Annotated in this window: 15 protein-coding genes and 1 tRNA gene; 14 read left to right on the plus strand and 2 right to left on the minus strand. The window is 72.3% G+C overall.

The genetic code is table 11. From position 1 onward, the window contains the following. The first annotated feature begins 122 nt into the window (after window positions 1-122). The 9 genes from DEJ22_RS03505 to DEJ22_RS03545 all read left to right on the plus strand — a co-directional run bounded on the left by DEJ22_RS03505 (window position 123) and on the right by DEJ22_RS03545 (window position 9050). Window positions 123-713, plus strand: coding sequence for a hypothetical protein (locus tag DEJ22_RS03505; RefSeq protein WP_146241706.1), 591 nt, complete (start codon window positions 123-125; stop codon window positions 711-713). A 69-nt stretch (window positions 714-782) separates the two neighbouring features. Continuing rightward, a complete protein-coding gene (locus DEJ22_RS03510) occupies window positions 783-1061 on the plus strand; it encodes a hypothetical protein (RefSeq protein ID WP_146241705.1) in 279 nt (92 codons plus the stop codon). Window positions 1062-1616: 555 nt separating this feature from the next. Beyond that, window positions 1617-2861: a histidine--tRNA ligase gene (gene hisS / locus DEJ22_RS03515; RefSeq protein WP_111226563.1), complete on the plus strand. Its 1245-nt coding sequence runs from the start codon at window positions 1617-1619 to the stop codon at window positions 2859-2861. A 98-nt stretch (window positions 2862-2959) separates the two neighbouring features. After that, window positions 2960-4243, plus strand: a complete 1284-nt coding sequence (gene eno, locus DEJ22_RS03520; RefSeq protein WP_058728084.1) for a phosphopyruvate hydratase — start codon at window positions 2960-2962, stop codon at window positions 4241-4243. Window positions 4244-4698: 455 nt separating this feature from the next. Next, window positions 4699-5256, plus strand: a complete 558-nt coding sequence (locus DEJ22_RS03525; protein ID WP_111226562.1) for an FtsB family cell division protein — start codon at window positions 4699-4701, stop codon at window positions 5254-5256. A 35-nt stretch (window positions 5257-5291) separates the two neighbouring features. Further along, window positions 5292-5840, plus strand: coding sequence for a DUF501 domain-containing protein (locus tag DEJ22_RS03530; protein ID WP_111226917.1), 549 nt, complete (start codon window positions 5292-5294; stop codon window positions 5838-5840). Window positions 5841-5887: 47 nt separating this feature from the next. Then, window positions 5888-7360 (plus strand): NAD(P)/FAD-dependent oxidoreductase, encoded by a 1473-nt coding sequence (locus DEJ22_RS03535; protein ID WP_111226561.1) that lies wholly within the window; start codon window positions 5888-5890, stop codon window positions 7358-7360. A gap of 74 nt (window positions 7361-7434) precedes the next feature. After that, window positions 7435-7508: transfer RNA gene (locus DEJ22_RS03540), tRNA-Leu, on the plus strand. A gap of 213 nt (window positions 7509-7721) precedes the next feature. After that, complete coding sequence (locus DEJ22_RS03545) at window positions 7722-9050, plus strand: threonine/serine exporter family protein (protein ID WP_181430707.1); 1329 nt, start codon at window positions 7722-7724, stop codon at window positions 9048-9050. 196 nt (window positions 9051-9246) lie between these two features. Here the strand turns inward: DEJ22_RS03545 and DEJ22_RS03550 are convergent, their stop codons facing one another. Next, window positions 9247-11676: an Ig-like domain-containing protein gene (locus DEJ22_RS03550; RefSeq protein WP_146241704.1), complete on the minus strand. Its 2430-nt coding sequence runs from the start codon at window positions 11674-11676 to the stop codon at window positions 9247-9249. Between the two features lie 243 nt (window positions 11677-11919). On the opposite strand from DEJ22_RS03550, the gene DEJ22_RS03555 reads away from it, so the two are divergent. Both DEJ22_RS03555 and DEJ22_RS03560 read left to right on the plus strand, forming a co-directional pair. Then, on the plus strand, window positions 11920-12501 hold the full coding sequence (locus tag DEJ22_RS03555) for a LemA family protein (protein WP_111226559.1): 582 nt from the start codon (window positions 11920-11922) through the stop codon (window positions 12499-12501). A 23-nt stretch (window positions 12502-12524) separates the two neighbouring features. Then, window positions 12525-13424 carry a M48 family metalloprotease gene (locus DEJ22_RS03560; RefSeq protein WP_111226558.1) on the plus strand — a complete coding sequence of 300 codons (900 nt, stop codon included), beginning with the start codon at window positions 12525-12527 and terminating at the stop codon, window positions 13422-13424. A 42-nt stretch (window positions 13425-13466) separates the two neighbouring features. Here the strand turns inward: DEJ22_RS03560 and DEJ22_RS03565 are convergent, their stop codons facing one another. Continuing rightward, window positions 13467-14735 (minus strand): winged helix-turn-helix domain-containing protein, encoded by a 1269-nt coding sequence (locus DEJ22_RS03565; RefSeq protein ID WP_111226557.1) that lies wholly within the window; start codon window positions 14733-14735, stop codon window positions 13467-13469. A gap of 105 nt (window positions 14736-14840) precedes the next feature. Between DEJ22_RS03565 and DEJ22_RS03570 the strand changes: the two genes are divergently transcribed. From DEJ22_RS03570 to DEJ22_RS03580, 3 genes are all read left to right on the plus strand, one after another. After that, entirely contained in the window at window positions 14841-16079 is a 1239-nt protein-coding gene (locus tag DEJ22_RS03570; RefSeq protein ID WP_111226556.1) for an AI-2E family transporter, read from the plus strand. Between the two features lie 62 nt (window positions 16080-16141). Continuing rightward, window positions 16142-17401 (plus strand): threonine ammonia-lyase, encoded by a 1260-nt coding sequence (gene ilvA, locus DEJ22_RS03575; RefSeq protein WP_111226915.1) that lies wholly within the window; start codon window positions 16142-16144, stop codon window positions 17399-17401. Between the two features lie 98 nt (window positions 17402-17499). After that, window positions 17500-17991: a hypothetical protein gene (locus DEJ22_RS03580; RefSeq protein WP_111226555.1), complete on the plus strand. Its 492-nt coding sequence runs from the start codon at window positions 17500-17502 to the stop codon at window positions 17989-17991. Window positions 17992-18008: the final 17 nt, after the last annotated feature.

Consider the following 18008-nt stretch of genomic DNA (forward strand, 5'->3'; position numbering starts at 1 on the left):
CTTGCACCAACAACCACTGTCACCTCGTTCAGGGTCCGCCCAGAGGCTTCGTGCCGCTGTTAGCGTCCGGAGAGCAGTCACACTCGCGACAGGGGGTCGCGGGGCTGCATCAAGGGGTGAACATGAAGAAGTCGATCTCCGCGCTCGTCGGGACCGCGTTCGCAGCAGCGATGATCTTCGCAGGCGCACAGACCGCCTCCGCAACGGACGCAGTCCCGGCGCCCTCGGCGGCCGGCGGGATCGTCTCCGTCTGCGCTGACGAGTCCGTCAACCTCAACGCCATCGACGGCAGCGTGCTGTCCACAGACGAGCAGCAGCAGCTCATCGACCACGCAGCCTTCCGCTGCGTCCACGGTGATCTCTCGCACGGCGCCATGCAGACGGGCACGACCTCCACGCTGCAGCAGAGCAAGGCGGCCACGCTCGCCAGCTCATCGCCGACAGTCACCGCACACCTGACCCTGACCGTCGGCCTCGCCCGCTGGCTCGCGACGGCGCAGCACGCCTCGAGCGTTCACAAGAAGCTGACCTGCGAGTACCGCGTCGACTACGGCGCCTGGACGTCATGCGGGGAAGCAGCTGGCACCCAGACCTACCTCTCCACGCGCACCAACACGATCTGCCCGCCCAGGGGCGAGCACTGGGAGGTTGAGGCGTTCCTCCGAGAGGGGCGCGTGGACTACTTCGACACCGCGAGTGGCATCTCCAAGTAGGAGGACAGCATGTTCCGTGGTCGTGCAACCCAGGAGGATCCCGTTGGAGTTCCACTTCGGGTGCAGTCGGTGGAGACCGGCGACGGATGGCTCGCTGTCCGTGTCCGCTCGGACGTCACCGAGGCGGTCGGCCGCCACGAAGTCCTGACGCCGGTCCTCGGATCCGAGCAGTTCACGCTCACCGACGAGCAGGGCCACACGCTCAGCTCGGGTCTCGTCCAGTCGTCGAGCGGACCACTGCTCGGGGTGATCGACATAACGTTCGACGAGGTCGGTGACTTCAAGCTCGACGGGACCCTCCGGCTGCAGAGCGCCAGCGCCGATGTGCGGTTCACGATCACGGAGTGAGGTGGGGCGCGGCCCGCTCGGTCGGGCCGCGCCTCACTCCGGCCCGAACCCTGCACCGCCTCTCCACGTCCACTCACACCGACATGAGCGGCCTGCACGGGGACGGACCTGTGATGGCTGATCGAGAAAGGGTGTTCGAGGAGATCGCCCGGAACCTCCTCGACGAGTTTCGGTCTTTGGCGGAGCGGGTTTGCCCGAGACGTCGGCGAATCGAACATCAGTGCCGTCGACTCGGACGTGACCTGCGACTGACGGGCCGCGAAGACGGTTGGCTGCTCGAATGGCTGCGCTTTCGAGGGACACTGCGCCGGGCCAGAGAGGCGGGCACCCTCCCAACCCGAAAAAGGAGGGTGCCCGCGAGCGGGCCACGACGTGCCGGGGAGGTCACGTCGACAGGGACGCCCGCTCGAACCGCGGGGCACCGTTGCAGCACACCGGCCCCGCGAACGATCCGGTGGCCGGATCAGGGGACCACCGAACCGAGGTTCTGCATGCAGAGTATCAGTGTGACGGCCGGCGTGCAAGGAGCGGATGCCGTTCTGGCAGGATTGAGGCATGGCGACGACCGTGACGGCTCCCCGTGGCATGCGTGACTTCCTCCCGGCGGACAAGGCCCGTCGCGAGCACGTCCTCGGCGTGATCCGGGGCGTGTACGCGCAGCACGGGTTCGACGAGATCGAGACGCCCGTCGTCGAGGACGCCGCACGCCTGCACTCGGGCCTCGGTGGCGACAACGAGAAGCTGGCGTTCGCCGTCATGCGCCGTGGGCTCACCACGGACGACCTGCAGCAGGCGCAGGCACCGCTCGACCTCGCCGACCTCGGCCTGCGCTTCGACCTGACGGTCCCGCTCGCCCGCTTCTACGCCTCGCACCGCGCTGAGCTCCCCTCGGTGTTCCGCGCGGTGCAGATCGCCCCGGTCTGGCGTGCCGAGCGACCGCAGAAGGGTCGCTACCGCCAGTTCGTGCAGTGCGACATCGACATCCTCGGTGAGCCGGGTCAGCTCGCCGAGATCGAGTTGATCGGTGCCACGACCGCTGCCCTCGACGCACTCGGCATCGCCGACACGACCATCCGGATCAACGACCGTCGGATCCTCCTGGCGCTGCTCGCGTCGTGGGGGATCACCGACCCGACCGCGGCCGACCGGGCCCTCATCACCGTCGACAAGCTCGACAAGATCGGGCCCGACGGGGTGGCCGCCGAGCTGCGCGACACCGTCGGAACCGAGCTGCCCGGGCTCGAGGACACGATCCGAGCGCTCGAGGCGGCGGACTGGACGAGCGTCGTCGGAGCACCGTGGCTCGACGCCGAGGCGTTCGACGACCTGCTCCGCCTGCGTGCGGCCCTGCCCGACGTCGACCTGCGCTTCGACCCGACGCTCGTGCGCGGCATGGGGTACTACACGGGCACGATCTTCGAGGTCGCGCACCCCGACTTCGGCTACAGCCTCGGCGGTGGTGGTCGCTACGACGGCATGATCGGTCGCTTCCTCGGGCAGGACGTCCCCGCGGTCGGGTTCTCGCTCGGTTTCGAGCGCCTGGTCGACCTCGTGACGCTGCCCGAGTCGGCCGAGTCGGACGCCGTCGTGCTCCTCCACGACAAGGACGTCGACCCGGTTCGTCTCGCCGCGCTGAAGACCGAGGCCCTTGCCACGCACCGTCGCGTGCGGCTCGAGCGCCGGCCGAAGAACACCAAGAACCTGCTCGCCTCGCTCGCCGACCAGGGCTTCGCCGCCTTCGCGAGCGTGCGTGCCGACACCGAGACCCTGGAGGGTGTCGAGTTCCGCCCCCTGGCGTGAACTCCTGCACCACCGACGTCATCCTCGGCGAGCCGGAGCCCGCGCCTCGGTAGGATCGACCCGCTGTCCACCACAACCGAACTCGTAGGGAGTACCCCGTGGCCCAGATCGATGCCGTAGGCGCACGCGAAGTCCTCGATTCCCGAGGCAACCCGACGGTCGAGGTCGAGGTCCTCCTCGACGACGGCGTCGTCTCGCGCGCGCTCGTCCCGTCCGGTGCCTCCACCGGCGCGTTCGAGGCGTACGAGCTCCGTGACGGCGACGCGAACCGTTACGGCGGCAAGGGCGTCCTCAAGGCCGTGGACGCCGTCCTCGACGAGATCGGTCCGGCGCTCGAGGGCTTCGATGCAACCGACCAGCGCCTGGTCGACGCCGCGCTCATCGAGCTCGACGGTACCGAGAACAAGTCGCGCCTGGGTGCGAACGCGATCCTCGGCGCGTCGCTCGCCGTGGCCCGTGCCGCCGCCGACTCGGCCGACCTGCCGCTGTTCCGCTACCTCGGTGGCCCGAACGCGCACACGCTGCCCGTCCCGCTCATGAACGTCGTCAACGGTGGCGCACACGCCGACACGAACGTCGACATCCAGGAGTTCTTCCTCGTGCCCTACGGTGCGGAGAGCTTCTCCGAGGCCCTCCGCTGGGGCGTCGAGACCTACCACGCCCTCAAGGGCGAGCTGAAGAAGCAGGGCCTCGCGACCGGCCTGGGCGACGAGGGCGGCTTCGCCCCCGAGCTCGCCTCCAACCGCGCGGCGCTCGACTTCCTGCTCGCCGCCATCGAGAAGGCCGGCTTCACCCCGGGCAAGGACATCGCGCTCGGCCTCGACGTCGCCGCGACCGAGTTCTTCCACGACGGCAAGTACGCGTTCGAGGGCAAGCAGCTCTCGAGCGAGGAGTTCACCGGGTACTTCTCGGACCTCGTCGCCAACTACCCGCTCGTCACCATCGAGGACGCCCTCGCCGAGGACGACTGGGAAGGCTGGAAGCACCTCACCGCCGAGCTCGGCTCGAAGCTCCAGCTCGTCGGCGACGACCTGTACGTCACCAACCCGAAGCGCCTGCAGCGGGGCATCGACGAGCAGGCCGGCAACTCGATCCTGGTCAAGGTGAACCAGATCGGCACGCTCACCGAGACGCTCGACGCCGTCTCCCTGGCGCACCGCCACGGCATGACCGCGATCCTGTCGCACCGCTCGGGCGAGACCGAGGACACGACCATCGCCGACATCGCGGTGGCCGTCGACGGTGGCCAGATCAAGACCGGTGCCCCGGCCCGCTCGGACCGCGTCGCGAAGTACAACCAGCTGCTCCGCATCGAGGAGGAACTGGGCGACGCCGCCGTCTACGCCGGCCGCACCGCGTTCCCCCGCGCCGCCGCGCTCTAGGTCGCACCCGCACCACCACGAGACGCCGTCCTCCTCCGGGAGGGCGGCGTCTCGCCGTTCCCGGGTGCTGCCGCCGCCGGGACCGCCGCTGCCGAACGGCCACGATCCGTCACGCTCACGGGCGCGGCCCGACCGACTTCGCCCGCTCGGCAGACGTGAGCGGCGAGCCCTGCCCGATGGGCATCCGGCCCGCCTGGTCAGCCACAGGCCCGCCCCGAGACCGAGCGGGCACGACCGGCGACGCTCGCCGCAGAGGCCCGACAGATTCCGCCCGCTCGCCGGGGGTGAGCGGCGAGTCCCGCTCGCTCGACGCGCCGCGGCCGGACCAGCCACCGGGCGGGAGGCGCGTGACGGCCGTGCACCGCGCCTCCCGGCCGCTGGGAGGGTGCCGAACGACGCGTGCCGGTCCGCGTGCCGAGCCGCACGTCGGAGCGACACCGGGTTATCGTCGAGACGTGCCCAGCCAGAAGCCCCGCGTCCGCCGCGTCCCCGTGGCCATGCCGGAGACCGGCGCGCACGAGCAGCCCTGGTACCGGTCGATCCGGTTCTCGGGCTTCAGCCTGCTCATGCTCGGCATCATCGTGCTGTTCGTGGTCGTGCTCGCGCCCTCGCTGCGCACCCTCATCCAGCAGCAGGAGCAGATCGCCCAGCAGCAGCGCGAGGTCGCCGCGCAGAAGGCCGACGTCACGCAGAAGGAGCACGACGTCGCGCGGTGGGACGACCCCGCCTACATCGAGGCGCAGGCCCGTGACCGGCTGCTCTACGTCTACCCGGGCGAGGAGAGCTACCTCGTGATGGGTGCGGAGCGCGCGGAGGGGTCCGACCGGGCCGAGACCGACTCCGGCAGCCCGGTGAGCTCGCGCGTGCAGACGCCGAAGGTGGACTGGGTGCAGGCGATGCTGTCCAGCGTGCTGCAGTCCGGCCTGACCGACAAGAGCACCGAGGAGCTCGTCGCTCCGGACGTCTCCGGTACCGGCGACCCGACGGGCGCGGCCACCGGCGACACGAAGTAGGTCCGCGCGCGCGACTCGGGTAGGCTCACGTGCCCGTGACGACCCCTCCCTTCGACCCGCCGTCCGACCGCGACATCCAGGTCGTCTCGGCGCAGCTCGGGCGACCGGCCCGCGACGTCGTCGGGATCGCGGCACGGTGCGTCTGCGGCAACCCGACCGTCGTGTCCACGAAGCCCCGACTCGGCAACGGCACCCCGTTCCCGACGCTCTACTACCTGTGCCACCCCGCCGCCACCGCGGCCGTGAGCACCCTCGAGGCGAACCACGTCATGCCCGAGCTCGCGGCGCTGCTCGAGGACGAGACCGTCGCGGCGCAGTACCGCGCGGCCCACGAGTCCTACCTGGCGGACCGCGAGTCGATCGAGCACGTCGACGAGATCGACGGCATCAGCGCGGGCGGCATGCCCACCCGCGTGAAGTGCCTGCACGCGCTCGTCGGCCACGCCCTCGCAGCCGGCCCCGGCGTCAACCCCATCGGCGACCTCGCGCTCGAGCGCGCGACCTGGTCGCCCTCCCGGTGTGAGTGCCGGGCGTATGATGGCACGGCAGACGCTGGAGTCGGGGCGGGTGGCGGCGAAGTCTGACCAGCCTCCCGGCAAGCCATCACCCCACTCCAAGGAGATCATCCCCCGTGCCCAAGATCCTCGTCGTCGGCGGCGGCTACGCCGGTTTCTACACCGCCTGGAAGCTCGAGAAGCACCTTCGCCAGGGCGAAGCCGAGGTCGTCATGGTGGACCCGCTGCCCTACATGACGTACCAGCCGTTCCTCCCCGAGGTCGCCGCCGGTTCGATCGAGCCGCGTCACGCGGTCGTGTCGCACCGTCGTCACCTCAAGAAGACCCGCGTGGTCACGGCCAAGGTCACCAAGGTCGACCACGCCACGAAGACCGCGACCATCACCCCGGCCGAGGGCGAGGCGTGGGAGGAGTCCTACGACCAGATCGTCATGACCGCCGGTGCCGTCTCGCGCACCTTCCCGATCCCGGGCGTCGCGGACGAGGCCATCGGCCTCAAGACGATCGAGGAAGCGGCCGCGATCCGCGACAAGATCCTCACGAACTTCCACAAGGCGGCGAACCTGCCGGCCGGTCCCGAGCGCGACCGCCTGCTCACCGTCGTCGTTGTCGGCGGCGGCTTCGCCGGCATCGAGGTCTTCGCCGAGCTCCGCTCGTTCGCGTCCGACCTGCTGAAGAGCTACCCGGAGCTCTCCTTCGACGACACGCACTTCCACCTGGTCGAGGCGATGGGCCGCATCATGCCCGAGGTCTCGCTCGAGACGTCGCACTGGGTGCTGCAGAACCTCGCGTCCCGCGGTGCGATCGTGCACCTCGAGACCCAGCTCGCCTCGGCCGAGGGCGGCGTGTGCCAGCTCAAGGCGAAGGACGAGTCGATCGAGACGATCGAGTCCGACCTCATCGTCTGGACCGCCGGCGTGATGGCGAACCCGATGGTCAAGGGCACCGACTTCCCGCTCGAGCAGCGCGGCCGGATCCGCGTGCAGCCCGACCTCCGCGTGGTCGACGACGAGGGCGTGGTCGCCGATGCGTGGGCCTGCGGTGACGTCGCGGCCGTGCCGGACCTGACCGGTGGCGGTGTCGGTGGCTTCTGCGTGCCGAACGCCCAGCACGCGGTGCGCCAGGCCAAGCAGCTCGCCAAGAACCTGACCGCGGTCATCCGTGGCGAGGCGACGACCGACTACAAGCACGAGAACCTCGGCGCCGTCGCGGGCCTCGGTCTCGGAACCGGCGTGTTCCAGTCCGGCAAGTTCGCGATGAAGGGCTTCCTCGCCTGGGGTGCGCACCGCGGTTACCACGGTCTGGCGATGCCGTCGTGGGAGCGCAAGTGGCGCGTCATCGGCGACTGGGTGGGCGGCTTCTTCCTCGGCCGCGACATCGCGTCGCTCGACGACCGTGAGACCCCGCGCGCCGCGTTCGAGGCCTTCGCGTCGCGTCCGAAGCCCGCGGTCGAGGCGCCGGCACCCGCAGCGGCGCAGGCTCCCGCCGAGGGGCAGCCGGCTGACGCCGCCGGCCCGGCGTACGCCACCCCGGCCGAGGACGTCTCGAAGGACGCCGCCCCGGTCGCGGCTCCTGCCGACGCCAAGTAGGCATCCGCTCCTCACGAGAGGCGGTCACCCCGGCGGGGTGACCGCCTCTCGGCGTCGGTAGGCTGTTGCGGCCGGCCCCCGTGGCCCAATCGGTAGAGGCATGCGACTTAAAATCGCCGAGTTGTGGGTTCGAGTCCCACCGGGGGTACCGAGCGCACCGGCCCGGCGCCGGCCGCGCCGTCAGCACCGGACGGACGTCGGGCATCGGCTGCGCACCCGGTACCGGCCTGGAGGCGCGCCCCGCCGGCGACCTGCACCACGCGACCCAGGAGTGGTCGCCCGGAGCGACAGTGATCGGCCGAGGATCAGGGGGAGCACGGTCGCTTTCGCGCACCACTCGCGGGACCCCTACGATCGTCCCGTGGTCGGACTCGGAAGCGCCCTCGCGAACCTGCGCAACGCGCTCAACCGCCCGGAGGCGCACGTCGAGGTCGTCGACGGCGAGACCGTCCCCGTCGGCATGCTCCTCGGCACGCTCGGCGCCCTGCTGCTCGACGCCGGCAGCTCCGTCACCGACGTCCGGTCGGCGCTCGAGAAGGCGCGTGACGCGTCCGGTGTCGGCCCGACCCTCGCCATCGGTGTCCTGCCGGCCCTCGTGATGGTGAGCGAGGTGGCCACCGGCGCCGCCACCATCGTGAACGCCGAGGGCGTCGAACTCTCGTCGCGCCAGGCCGCCCGGGCGAACCGGCTCGTGCTCGGACTCGAGCGCGGGTCGATCGCCCTCGCCGAGATCCCCGCGCGCGTCCGGGCGATCCGCGCCGGCACGACGCCGCCGCCCGCCCTGCCGTGGATCACCGGCAACGCCCTGACCTCGGTGGGCCTGGCAGTCGTGTTCCGCTGCCCCTGGTGGGCCATCGTGCTCGCCCTCGTGGTCGGGGCCCTGGTCGGCGTGCTCAGCCTGGTGCTCCGCCGCTTCCGCGAGGCCGTGGCGATCATCCCGTTCCTCGCCGCCTTCATGTCGACGACGGTCGTCGGCCTCGTCGCCGCCGGCACCGGGTTCGACCACGTCCCGCTCTTCGCGGTGTGCGCCCCGGTCGCGGTCTTCGTGCCCGGCGCCCTCATCACGAACGCGCTGCTCGAGCTGACCGCGGCGGACATCGTCACCGGGGCCTCGCGGCTCGTGCAGGGGCTCATCATGCTCGGGTTCATGGCGGCCGGCATCGGTGCCGGGAGCGCCCTCACCGGTCTCCGGGTCGACCCGTCGTCCGCGGCACTCGTCGGCGAGGTCGCCGGCGTCGGCACGCTGCGCGGCGGCTGGGAGGCCGTGCCCTCCTACTGGGTCTCGTGGGTCGCGGTGGTCGGCCTGGCGGTCGGCCTCGGGCTCGTGTTCCGTTCCGGGAGGCGGCTGACGGTCGTCTCCGTGGCGGTCATGGTCAGCGCGTACGCCGTGGTGAGCGGGACGACGCCGCTGTGGGGCAGCGTGGTCGCCACGGGAGCGGCTGCGGCACTGCTGTTCGTCGCGACGCGGTTGCTGGAGCGGCTGGTCCCGGTGATCCCGGCAACGGTGTCGTTCTTCCCCGCGTTCCTGCTGCTCGTCCCGGGAACGGTCGGGCTCGTGGCCGTGGCGACCTTCGACCCGGTGGCACTCGCGACGCCGCTGGCGACCTTCGTCAGCCTGTGCATCGGCACGAAGATCGGCGGGCTGCTGCCCGGTCTCTTCCGCCGGAACGTGCCGCACCGCGCACACTGACGAGCAACCGCACTCTGACGAGCAACCGCGCACTGCCGCTGCCGCGACCGACTGTCGGACGGGAGGCGCGTGGCGGGCCCGCACCGCGCCTCCCGTCCGTCGTCCGGTGTCGCGTGCAGTCCGTCGTCGCTGCCCGCTGTCCATTGCTCGGTGCCCATTGCTCGGTGCCCACTGCTCGGTGAGCAGGTCCCGGTCGTCAGGGCCGGGTCGCGCTGACCCTCGGTCGTGGACGGCGGAGCCACGCCCAGCAGCAGCCCGCTGCGAGGACGCAGAGCCCCGTGGCGACGCCGAGTTCGGCCGGCGAGGGCGCGACCGGCGCCCGACCACCGGCCACGATCGCGGCGAGGGCGACCGCGCCGACCGTCAGACCGACGTAGCGCCCACGCGCTCCGGCCACGAGCACCGCCCCCGCGGAGCCCGGTACCGGGAGCAGCGTCGCGACCAGCGCTCCGACGGCCCCGATGCACAGGGCTGCGGCGAACTCGGCGACGAGCGTCGACCAGAAACCCGCGCCGTGCACGACGGAGTGCAGCGCCCACCCGGTGGCAGCGACCACGAGCAGGGCGACCGACCGCGCGGTGGCGCTCCGCACCCCCGTCGCGGCGCTCGACGCCAGGCGCAGCGCCGCGGTGTCGGCTCCCGGGCGGCCGACCGGCACGAGCACGCTGCCGACGACCAGGGCGGGGGAGAGGTCTCCCGTGCGGGTGAGGACGCACGCCACCAGGGCGGCGAGGACGAGCCAGGGGGAGACGCGGAAGCCGATCGCGCGGTGGTCTGCCCCGGCGGCCCAGCGCACGGCGAGGACCACCGCGGCCGTCGTGACCGCCGCCCCGAGCAGCACCGCGATGCCGAGGCGGACGTACCGGGCCTCGAGGGCGACACCGACGCCGAGCACCGTGGTCGTGCCGACGATGCCCACGCCGATCGCGGCCGCGGCCCAGGTCGGCAGGACGTCGTCGCCGAGTCGACGCTCGGCCCGCGAGCGGTTGCGGCCGAGGAGCGCGGTGACCGGGTTGCGGAGCCGACCGTGGACCGCGGCGCCGAAGAGGGCGAGCGGAGCCGCGACGAGCACGAGGAAGCCGGCTGCGACGCCGGTGGCGAGGAGGACGGTGCTCCAGGAGAACGACGCCTGGATGGTCGGGACGCCGTGGTCGAAGGCGGTGCCGGCCGTCCAGTCGCCCGCCGGGCCGGACCAGTCCGGCAGGCCGCGGCCGCCTCCACCCGTGCCCGAACCGCCGGCACCCGCGGCACCGCCGGTGTCCCCGGAGCCGCCGGCGGTCGAGCCGTCGGCGCCCGGTCCGCCGCTGCCCGCGCTCGATCCGGTCCCACCAGGCGTCGCGGGAGCACCGGGACCGGCCGGGGCCGTGGCACCGGGAGCGGCCGTGGTGCCGTTCGTCGCTCCTCCGGTCGCCGACGCCGTCGCGCCGGACAGCACGACGCGCACCGCTGCGGAGGACCGGGAGGCGTTGCCCGCAGCGTCCTGCTGCATCGCGCTGACCGTGCGCGCTCCGGCCGCCGCCGTGCCGGAGGTGGTGCAGGCCCACCGGCCGTCGGCACCGACCTCGGACCGGCACACCGGGGACCGGTCGAGGTACACGGTGACGACGGCGCCGGGCTCGCCCGTGCCGCGCACCGTGAAGGGCTGCGCGCGGACCTGCTCGCCGCGGCCGGGTGAACCGACGACGGGGGCAGCGGGGGCCGTCCGGTCGAGGACCACCGGGCGCGGGGCCGACGGTGCGCTCCGCAGGTCCGAGCGGTACCCGCCGGTCGTGCTCGCGGTCTGGGCCGCGGACACCGTGACGCTGCCGTCCCGCGCTCCGTCGCCGGAGAGCGAGACCGTCCACCGGCCGTCGGGCCCCACCGTGGTGGTGTGGACCGTCGACGAGCCGACGACGGTCAGCGACACCGTCGCGCCGGGCAGGCCGCTGCCGGAGACGGGGCCTGGCGTCGGCCGGTCGGTCGTCACGACCGGGGGCACGACGACGTCCGAGGCCGGGGCGCTCGACGACCCGAGGGCCGGGTCGCTGCGGTCGGAGACGGTGAAGACCTGCTGGGGTCCGGACCGCACGGTCGCGATGCAGGCCCACGAGCCGTCGGCGCCGACCGTCGCGGAACACCCGGCGGACCCGGTCGTGGTCGGACCGGTGACGCGGACGAGGTGTCCGGGGGTCCCGAGGCCGTGGAAGCGCACCGTGCCGGTCGTGACGTCGCCGGGGTCGCTGATCGACGGTCGGACGGCGGGCCGGTCGGACGGCGCCGGACTGGGGGAGCCGGTGCCCGGGGGGAGCGTGCCGACCTGCGGGGAGGGCGTCGGTGGCGACGTCTGCTGGGCGCGGGCCGCGTCGCCGTCGGACGGGTCCGCCGCAGTGCGGACGGCGACGGTGCCGGTGGTCGCGGCTGCGGTGCCGACGCTCGCAGGAGCACCGGGCGCCGTCGCGGTGCCGGCGGGCGGGCCGTCGGCGGTCGCGGTCGCAGCGGAGGCGGTCGGTGCCCCGAGCAGGACGGCGCCCGTCGCGAGCACGGTCACCAGCACGGCCCTCGTCCACCCGGAGCGCGATCGGGGTCGACGGACACGGCCGTCAGGCCCGACGGCCGCCTCGTCCACGTTGTCCCCGAGCGTGCTCACCACCTCCATCCCACGCGAAGACGGTGCCGCGGTCAATCCACCACACGGATGATGTGTCCCGAGACTGACCGGAGCCCGGTACCCGCCGAACGCCCGGTGTACGCCACTCGGGAATCCCCCGTGAACCGCGCTCCACGGACCGGCCGCATCCGGGCGCCTCGGTACAATCGTGGGCGGCCGTCCCGGCCACGCACCGGCCGTGTTCCCACCGCGCCGGACCCGACGCGAAGAGGAGCACGCCCGATGGACACCGGACTCGTCACGACGCTGATCGTCGTCGGAGTGGTGGTGGTCCTGCTCGTCGTGATCGGGATCTACCTCTGGGTGACCTACAACTCGCTGGTGACCCTGAAGCTCCGCGTGGACGAGGCCTGGAGCGACATCACCGTGCAGCTGAAGCGGCGCGCCGACCTCATCCCCACGATCGTCGACACCGTCAAGGGCTACGCAGCCCACGAGAAGTCGGTGTTCGAGGACGTGACGCGCGCCAGGTCCGAGACGCTCGGAGCCGGTGACGCCGCGAGTGCCTCGGCTGCCGAGGGACACATGCAGAAGGCGCTCAAGAGCGTCTTCGCCGTGGCCGAGGGGTACCCGCAGCTCCAGTCGAGCCAGAACTTCCTGCAGCTGCAGTCGGAGCTCGTCGACACCGAGGACAAGATCCAGGCCGCGCGACGCTTCTACAACGGCGGCGTGCGCGAGCTCAACACCAAGATCCGCGTCTTCCCGAACTCGACATTCGCGAAGAGCAAGGGCTTCACCGAGGCGACGTTCTTCGAGACGGCCGAGCCCGCGGCGATCGCCGAACCGCCGCGCGTGCAGTTCTGACCCTCGGCGCGTCGGGCTGACCCGTGTACAGCGCCATCGCGCGGAACAAGCGCAACACCGTCCTCATCATCCTGGCGTTCCTGCTGATCGTCGGGGCGCTCGGGTTCCTCGGCGGGTACCTCGCCGGCAACGTGTCGGTCGGCGTGATCGTCCTGCTCGTCGCTCTCGGCTACGCCGTGCTGCAGTACTTCCTCGCCGGACGGCAGGCCACGGCCATCGCGGGCGGGATCGAGATCGACCGGTCGACCGAGCCCCGGCTGTGGCGGACGGTCGAGAACCTGGCGATCACGACCGGCATGCCGATGCCCCGCGTGTTCGTCATCGACGACCCCGCTCCGAACGCCTTCGCCACGGGCCGCGACCCGGACCACGCGATCGTCGCGGCGACCACGGGCCTCCTGGCGATCATGGACGACACCGAGCTCCAGGGCGTCATGGCGCACGAACTCGGGCACGTCCGGAACTACGACATCCGCGTCTCGACGATGGTGTTCGGCCTGGTCGTCGCCGTCGGGTTCCTCGCCGACGTGCTCCTGCGCATCTCGATCTTCAGCGGGTTGAGCGGCCGGGGCCGGAACAACGACTCGGGCGGTGGGGGCAACCCGCTGCTCATCGTGGCCGGGCTCGTCGCCGTGCTCGTCGCGCCGCTCGCCGCCGCCGTCGTGCAGGCGGCCGTGTCCCGCCAGCGGGAGTACCTCGCCGACGCCACCGGCGCGATGACCACGCGGTACCCGGAGGGGCTGGCGCGCGCCCTCGAGAAGCTCGCCGCGTACGGTCGACCGACGCGCACGCAGAACTCGTCGATGGCGCACCTGTGGATCGCGGACCCGATGCGACCCGGTGTGATGGACCGCCTGTTCTCGACGCACCCGCCGCTGCCCGACCGCGTCGCGCGCCTGCGGAACAGCATCGACCGCTTCTGACCGGACCGGACCGGAGCGGACCGGCCCGGACCCCGCCCCGCCTCAGGCCGCGTCGTCATCGGGGGCTGCTGCGGCGGCGGCGTCGGCGTCGTCGGCTGCCTCGTGCGGGACGAGCCCGACCCCCAGCGCTGCCGCCACGGCTGCGGCAGCGGTGCCGCGATCGGTGACCTCGATGCCGTCGAGCCCCTGCCACGCGGCCGCCCGCCGCAGCGTCGCCGCGAGCCGGTCGGCGTCGAGGTGCTCAGCGGGCTCCTGCCAGGCCGTCCGCACCCGCAGGACCCCGCGCTGCCGGTCGCTCTTCAGGTCGACGCGTCCGGTCAGGCGGTCGTCCTGCAGCACGGGCAGCACGTAGTAGCCGTGGACACGCTTCGCCGCCGGTGTGTAGATCTCGATCCGGTAGTGGAAGCCGTACATGCGCTCGGCCCGACGGCGGAACCAGACGACCGGGTCGAACGGGCTCAGCACGGCGTCGGCGGTGACGTGTCGCGGCACCCGGGCGGTGGCGTGCAACCATGCTGGTTCGCGCCAGCCCTCCACCCGGACGGGTACGAGCTCGCCGCGCTCCACGAGCTCGGCGATCGCCGCGGCGGTGTCGTCGGCACGCAGCCGGTAGTGGTCGGCGAGGTCCGCGCGCGTGCCGACGCCCACGGCGCGTGCAGCCCGGCGGACGAGCTCCGTGATCGCGGTGTGTCGGTCCGGCGCGTTCTCCAGCGTGCCGACCGGCAGCACCTGGTCGGGCAGGGCGTACACGCGCTCGAAGCCGGAGCGTCCGGCGCTGACGACCTCGCCCCAACGGAACATCTGCTCGAGCCCGGTCTTGACGTCGCTCCAGCCCCACCAGGGACCGCGGCGGACGTTCGCCTCGTGCTCGACGGCGCTCGCGGGGAGCGGGCCCTCTGCCGCGAGCAGGGCCCGCAGTTCGCGGCGGACACCGGCGGTCCGCTCGACGCCGGCGACGCGGTTCGGCCGGGCGTCCCGCTCCCGGTACGCGTCCATCCGCCACCGGAAGAGCGGCAGGTGGGTGCGCGGTACGAAGGCCGCCTCGTGCGCCCAGTACTCGGCGTGGGGCGCATGCCGGGTGAGCGTCAGACGGTCGAGCGCCGTGCGGTCGTAGGAGCCGAGCCGGGCGAAGAGCGGCAGGTAGTGGCTCCGCTCGAAGACGTTGACGGAGTCGATCTGCAACAGCCCCAGCCGGGCGATCGTGCTCGTCAGGGTACGGGTCGCGACGGCGTCGGACGGCGGCGTGCCGAAGCCCTGCGCCGCCAGGGTGACGCGGCGTGCCTCGGCGGCGGAGAGCGTGGACCTGACCATGGGTCGACGCTACCGACGTGGGCCGACAGCGCTGCCGGTCCGGGGCCTGCGACCGTGCATTCCGCACCGGGAACGCATCCCGGTACCCGTCGGTACACTCGCCGCATGGCCTGGGGAAAGAAGACGCATCCGGATCCCGTCGTCGAGGACTCGGTGCCGATGGGCATGCGGATCGCGGGCGCGTGGTCGTGGCGCGTCCTCGTCGTCATCGGCGTGGTCGCGGTCGTCATCTACCTCGTGACGCTGTTCAGCGAGGTCCTCATCCCGTTCCTCATCGGCATCGTCGTCGCCGCCCTGCTCGTACCGCTGTCGAACTGGATGCAGCGACACCACGTGCCGAAGTGGATCGCCGTCGTCGTGAGCCTCGTCGGCGGTCTGGCTGCGGTCGCCGCGCTCATCTGGCTGGTCGTCGACCAGATCGCCGCGTCCTACCCCTCGCTGCGCGACCGAACGCTCTCGCAGTACGACAACATCCGCGAGTTCGTACTCGGCTCCGGTCTCGGGATCAGCCAGCGCGACCTCAACAACTACCTGAACCAGGCGACGGACTGGCTGTCGAGCAACTCCGGCTCCATCCTGTCCGGCGTCGCGAGCGCCGGGTCATCGCTCACCCACATCCTGGCCGGCCTGTTCGTCGTGATCTTCACGGTGATCTTCCTGCTCATCGACGGCAAGAACGTCTGGCGCTGGACCGTCCGCCTCTTCCCGAAGAAGGCGCGCGGAGCGATCGACGGCGCGGGTGTCGCGGGCTGGACGACCCTGACGAGCTTCATCCGCGTGCAGATCTTCGTGGCGTTCGTCGACGCGGTCGGCATCGGCATCGGCGCCGCCGCACTGCAGCTGCCGCTCGTCATCCCGATCGCGGTGTTCGTCTTCCTCGGCGCCTTCATCCCGGTCGTCGGCGCGATCGTGACCGGGTTCCTCGCGGTCTTCATCGCGCTCATCTTCAACGGCTGGGTCGCGGCCCTGATCATGCTCGGTGTCATCCTGGTCGTGCAGCAGGTCGAGGGGCACATCCTGCAGCCGCTCGTCATGGGCAGCGCGGTCAAGGTGCACCCGCTCGCGGTCGTGCTCGGCGTGACCGCCGCGTCCGGCCTGGCCGGCATCGCCGGGGCCTTCTTCGCGGTGCCGCTCATCGCGACGGTGAACTCGATGGTCACGACGATCGCGAGCGGCCGGTGGAAGGGGCTCGACTCCGACCACGTGCTCGAGGCGAAGCAGCGCGACCACCACGCGAGCGTCGAGGCGAAGAAGCGCCGCCGCTGGGCGAAGCGGCACCCGGAGGGCGTGCCCGCACCCGGTACCGACGAGCAGCCGACCGCGACGAAGGGGACCGCGGGCTGAAGAGCCGCGCGGTCAGCCGTCACGAGTTCGCCGTGACGGCCCGGACCGACGATGATGGGACCGTGACCGACACCTCCGTGCCCCAGCAGCAGACCGCAGCGTTCCCGACGCTCGCGGACATCGAGGCCGCGCGGCAGACCATCGCGGGCGTCGCGCGCGTGACCCCGATGGAGACCTCGCAGTTCCTCGCCGAGCTGCTCGGGTCGCCGGTGCACCTCAAGTGCGAGAACCTGCAGCGGACCGGTGCGTACAAGGTCCGTGGCGCGTACAACCGCCTCGCCGCCCTGAGCCCCGAGCAGCGTGCCGCGGGTGTCGTCGCCGCCAGCGCCGGGAACCACGCGCAGGGCGTCGCCCTCGCCGCTCGCGAGCTCGGCATCCCGGCCACGATCTTCACCCCCGTCGGGGTCGCCCTGCCGAAGCTGCAGGCGACGCGGCACTACGGCGCCGAGGTGGTCCTCCGCGGTCACTCCGTGGAAGAGGCCCTCAGTGCCGCGAAGGACTTCGCCGCCCACACCGGAGCGGTGTTCATCCCGCCGTTCGACCACCCGGACGTCATCGCCGGCCAGGGCACGCTCGGACTCGAGATCGTCGACCAGGTGCCCGACGTCGACACCGTGGTCGTGCCGATCGGGGGCGGCGGGGTCATCTCGGGCATCGCACTCGCGGTGAAGGGGATGTCCGAGCGCCTCGGCCGCCCGATCCGGGTGATCGGCGTGCAGGCGGAGAACGCTGCGGCCTACCCGTCGTCGATCACCGCCGGTGAACCGGTCACGGTCGCGACCAAGCCGACCATCTCCGACGGCATCGCGGTGGCCCGGCCCGGTGACCTGAACTTCCCGATCATCCGCGACCTGGTGGACGACATCGTCACCGTCTCGGACGACGACACCGCCCGTGCCCTGCTCGTGCTGCTCGAACGCGCGAAGCTCGTGGTCGAGGCGGCCGGGGCCGTCGGCGTCGCGGCGATCATGTCCGGTGCCGTCCGCGACACCGGCCGCACGGTGGTGCTCCTCAGTGGCGGCAACATCGACCCGCTCATGATGGAGCGCGTGATCACCCGCGGTCTCGTCGCCGCGTCGCGCTACATCGGCATCCGCATCATGCTGCCGGACCGTCCGGGGCAGCTGGCGCGGGTCGCGCAGGTCATCTCGGACGCCGGAGCGAACGTGGTCGAGGTGCTCCACACCCGGCACGGTCAGGGCCTCGTGATCAACGAGGTGGCCCTGGACCTGTCGATCGAAGCCCGCGGTCCGGAGCACGCGCAGGAGGTCATCCAGCGACTCCACGAGGTCGGCTTCCGCCCGGAGCTGCTCGAGCACTGAGCGTCGTTCCGTCAGCGGACCGCACGGGTGTGCGCTGACGCCGTCAGCGTCCCGTTCGGGGCGGCGCCGCGGGCCGGGAGGCGCGTGATGCTCCCGTCATGACCCTCACGACCATCCTGCCCTCGCTCCGTGCCTCGCTGCCCGATCCGCTCGACCCGACGCTCTGGCCCGCGCGCACCGAGGCGACCGTCGACGACGTCCGTGTGTGCGCCGTGTCGATGCAGCGCCTGGCCGCCGTCGCCGGCACCCCGTGCGTGCACACCGCGGAGCAGGCCCCGCCCCGGTACCGCCCGCGTGACTGGGAGCCGGTCGACGTCTGCGTCACCGTGGCGACGGTGACGCGGGTCCGGCGGCCGTGGGGCGTGCTGTTCGTCGAGCTCGACGCGGTGGTGCCGGACTGCGCGGTGCTCGCCGAGGCCCGGCTCATCGGTCGTCGCACGGTCGCGCCGGTGGCGGAGGTGACGCTCACCACGAACCCGACCGGCACCGCGGGGCGCGAGGCGCTGCTGCCCGGTGACGTCCGGGTCGGGGACCTCGTGTGCTTCCCGTGCGTCCGGGCGCTCACGCACCGCGACCTCGTGACGCGCTGAGGCGACGCGCCCGCGCA

The sequence above is a fragment of the Curtobacterium sp. MCSS17_007 genome (genome assembly GCF_003234175.2).
In the GTDB taxonomy this organism is placed as follows: domain Bacteria; phylum Actinomycetota; class Actinomycetes; order Actinomycetales; family Microbacteriaceae; genus Curtobacterium.

Excerpts from the sequence above, each read along its gene's own strand:
- DEJ22_RS03505 (WP_146241706.1), top strand. The coding sequence starts at position 123 with ATGAAGAAGTCGATCTCCGCGCTCGTCGGGACCGCGTTCGCAGCAGCG.
- hisS (WP_111226563.1), top strand. The coding sequence starts at position 1,617 with ATGGCGACGACCGTGACGGCTCCCCGTGGCATGCGTGACTTCCTCCCG.
- DEJ22_RS03555 (WP_111226559.1), top strand. The coding sequence starts at position 11,920 with ATGGACACCGGACTCGTCACGACGCTGATCGTCGTCGGAGTGGTGGTG.
- DEJ22_RS03565 (WP_111226557.1), bottom strand. The coding sequence starts at position 14,735 with ATGGTCAGGTCCACGCTCTCCGCCGCCGAGGCACGCCGCGTCACCCTG.
- DEJ22_RS03570 (WP_111226556.1), top strand. The coding sequence starts at position 14,841 with ATGGCCTGGGGAAAGAAGACGCATCCGGATCCCGTCGTCGAGGACTCG.
- DEJ22_RS03580 (WP_111226555.1), top strand. The coding sequence starts at position 17,500 with ATGACCCTCACGACCATCCTGCCCTCGCTCCGTGCCTCGCTGCCCGAT.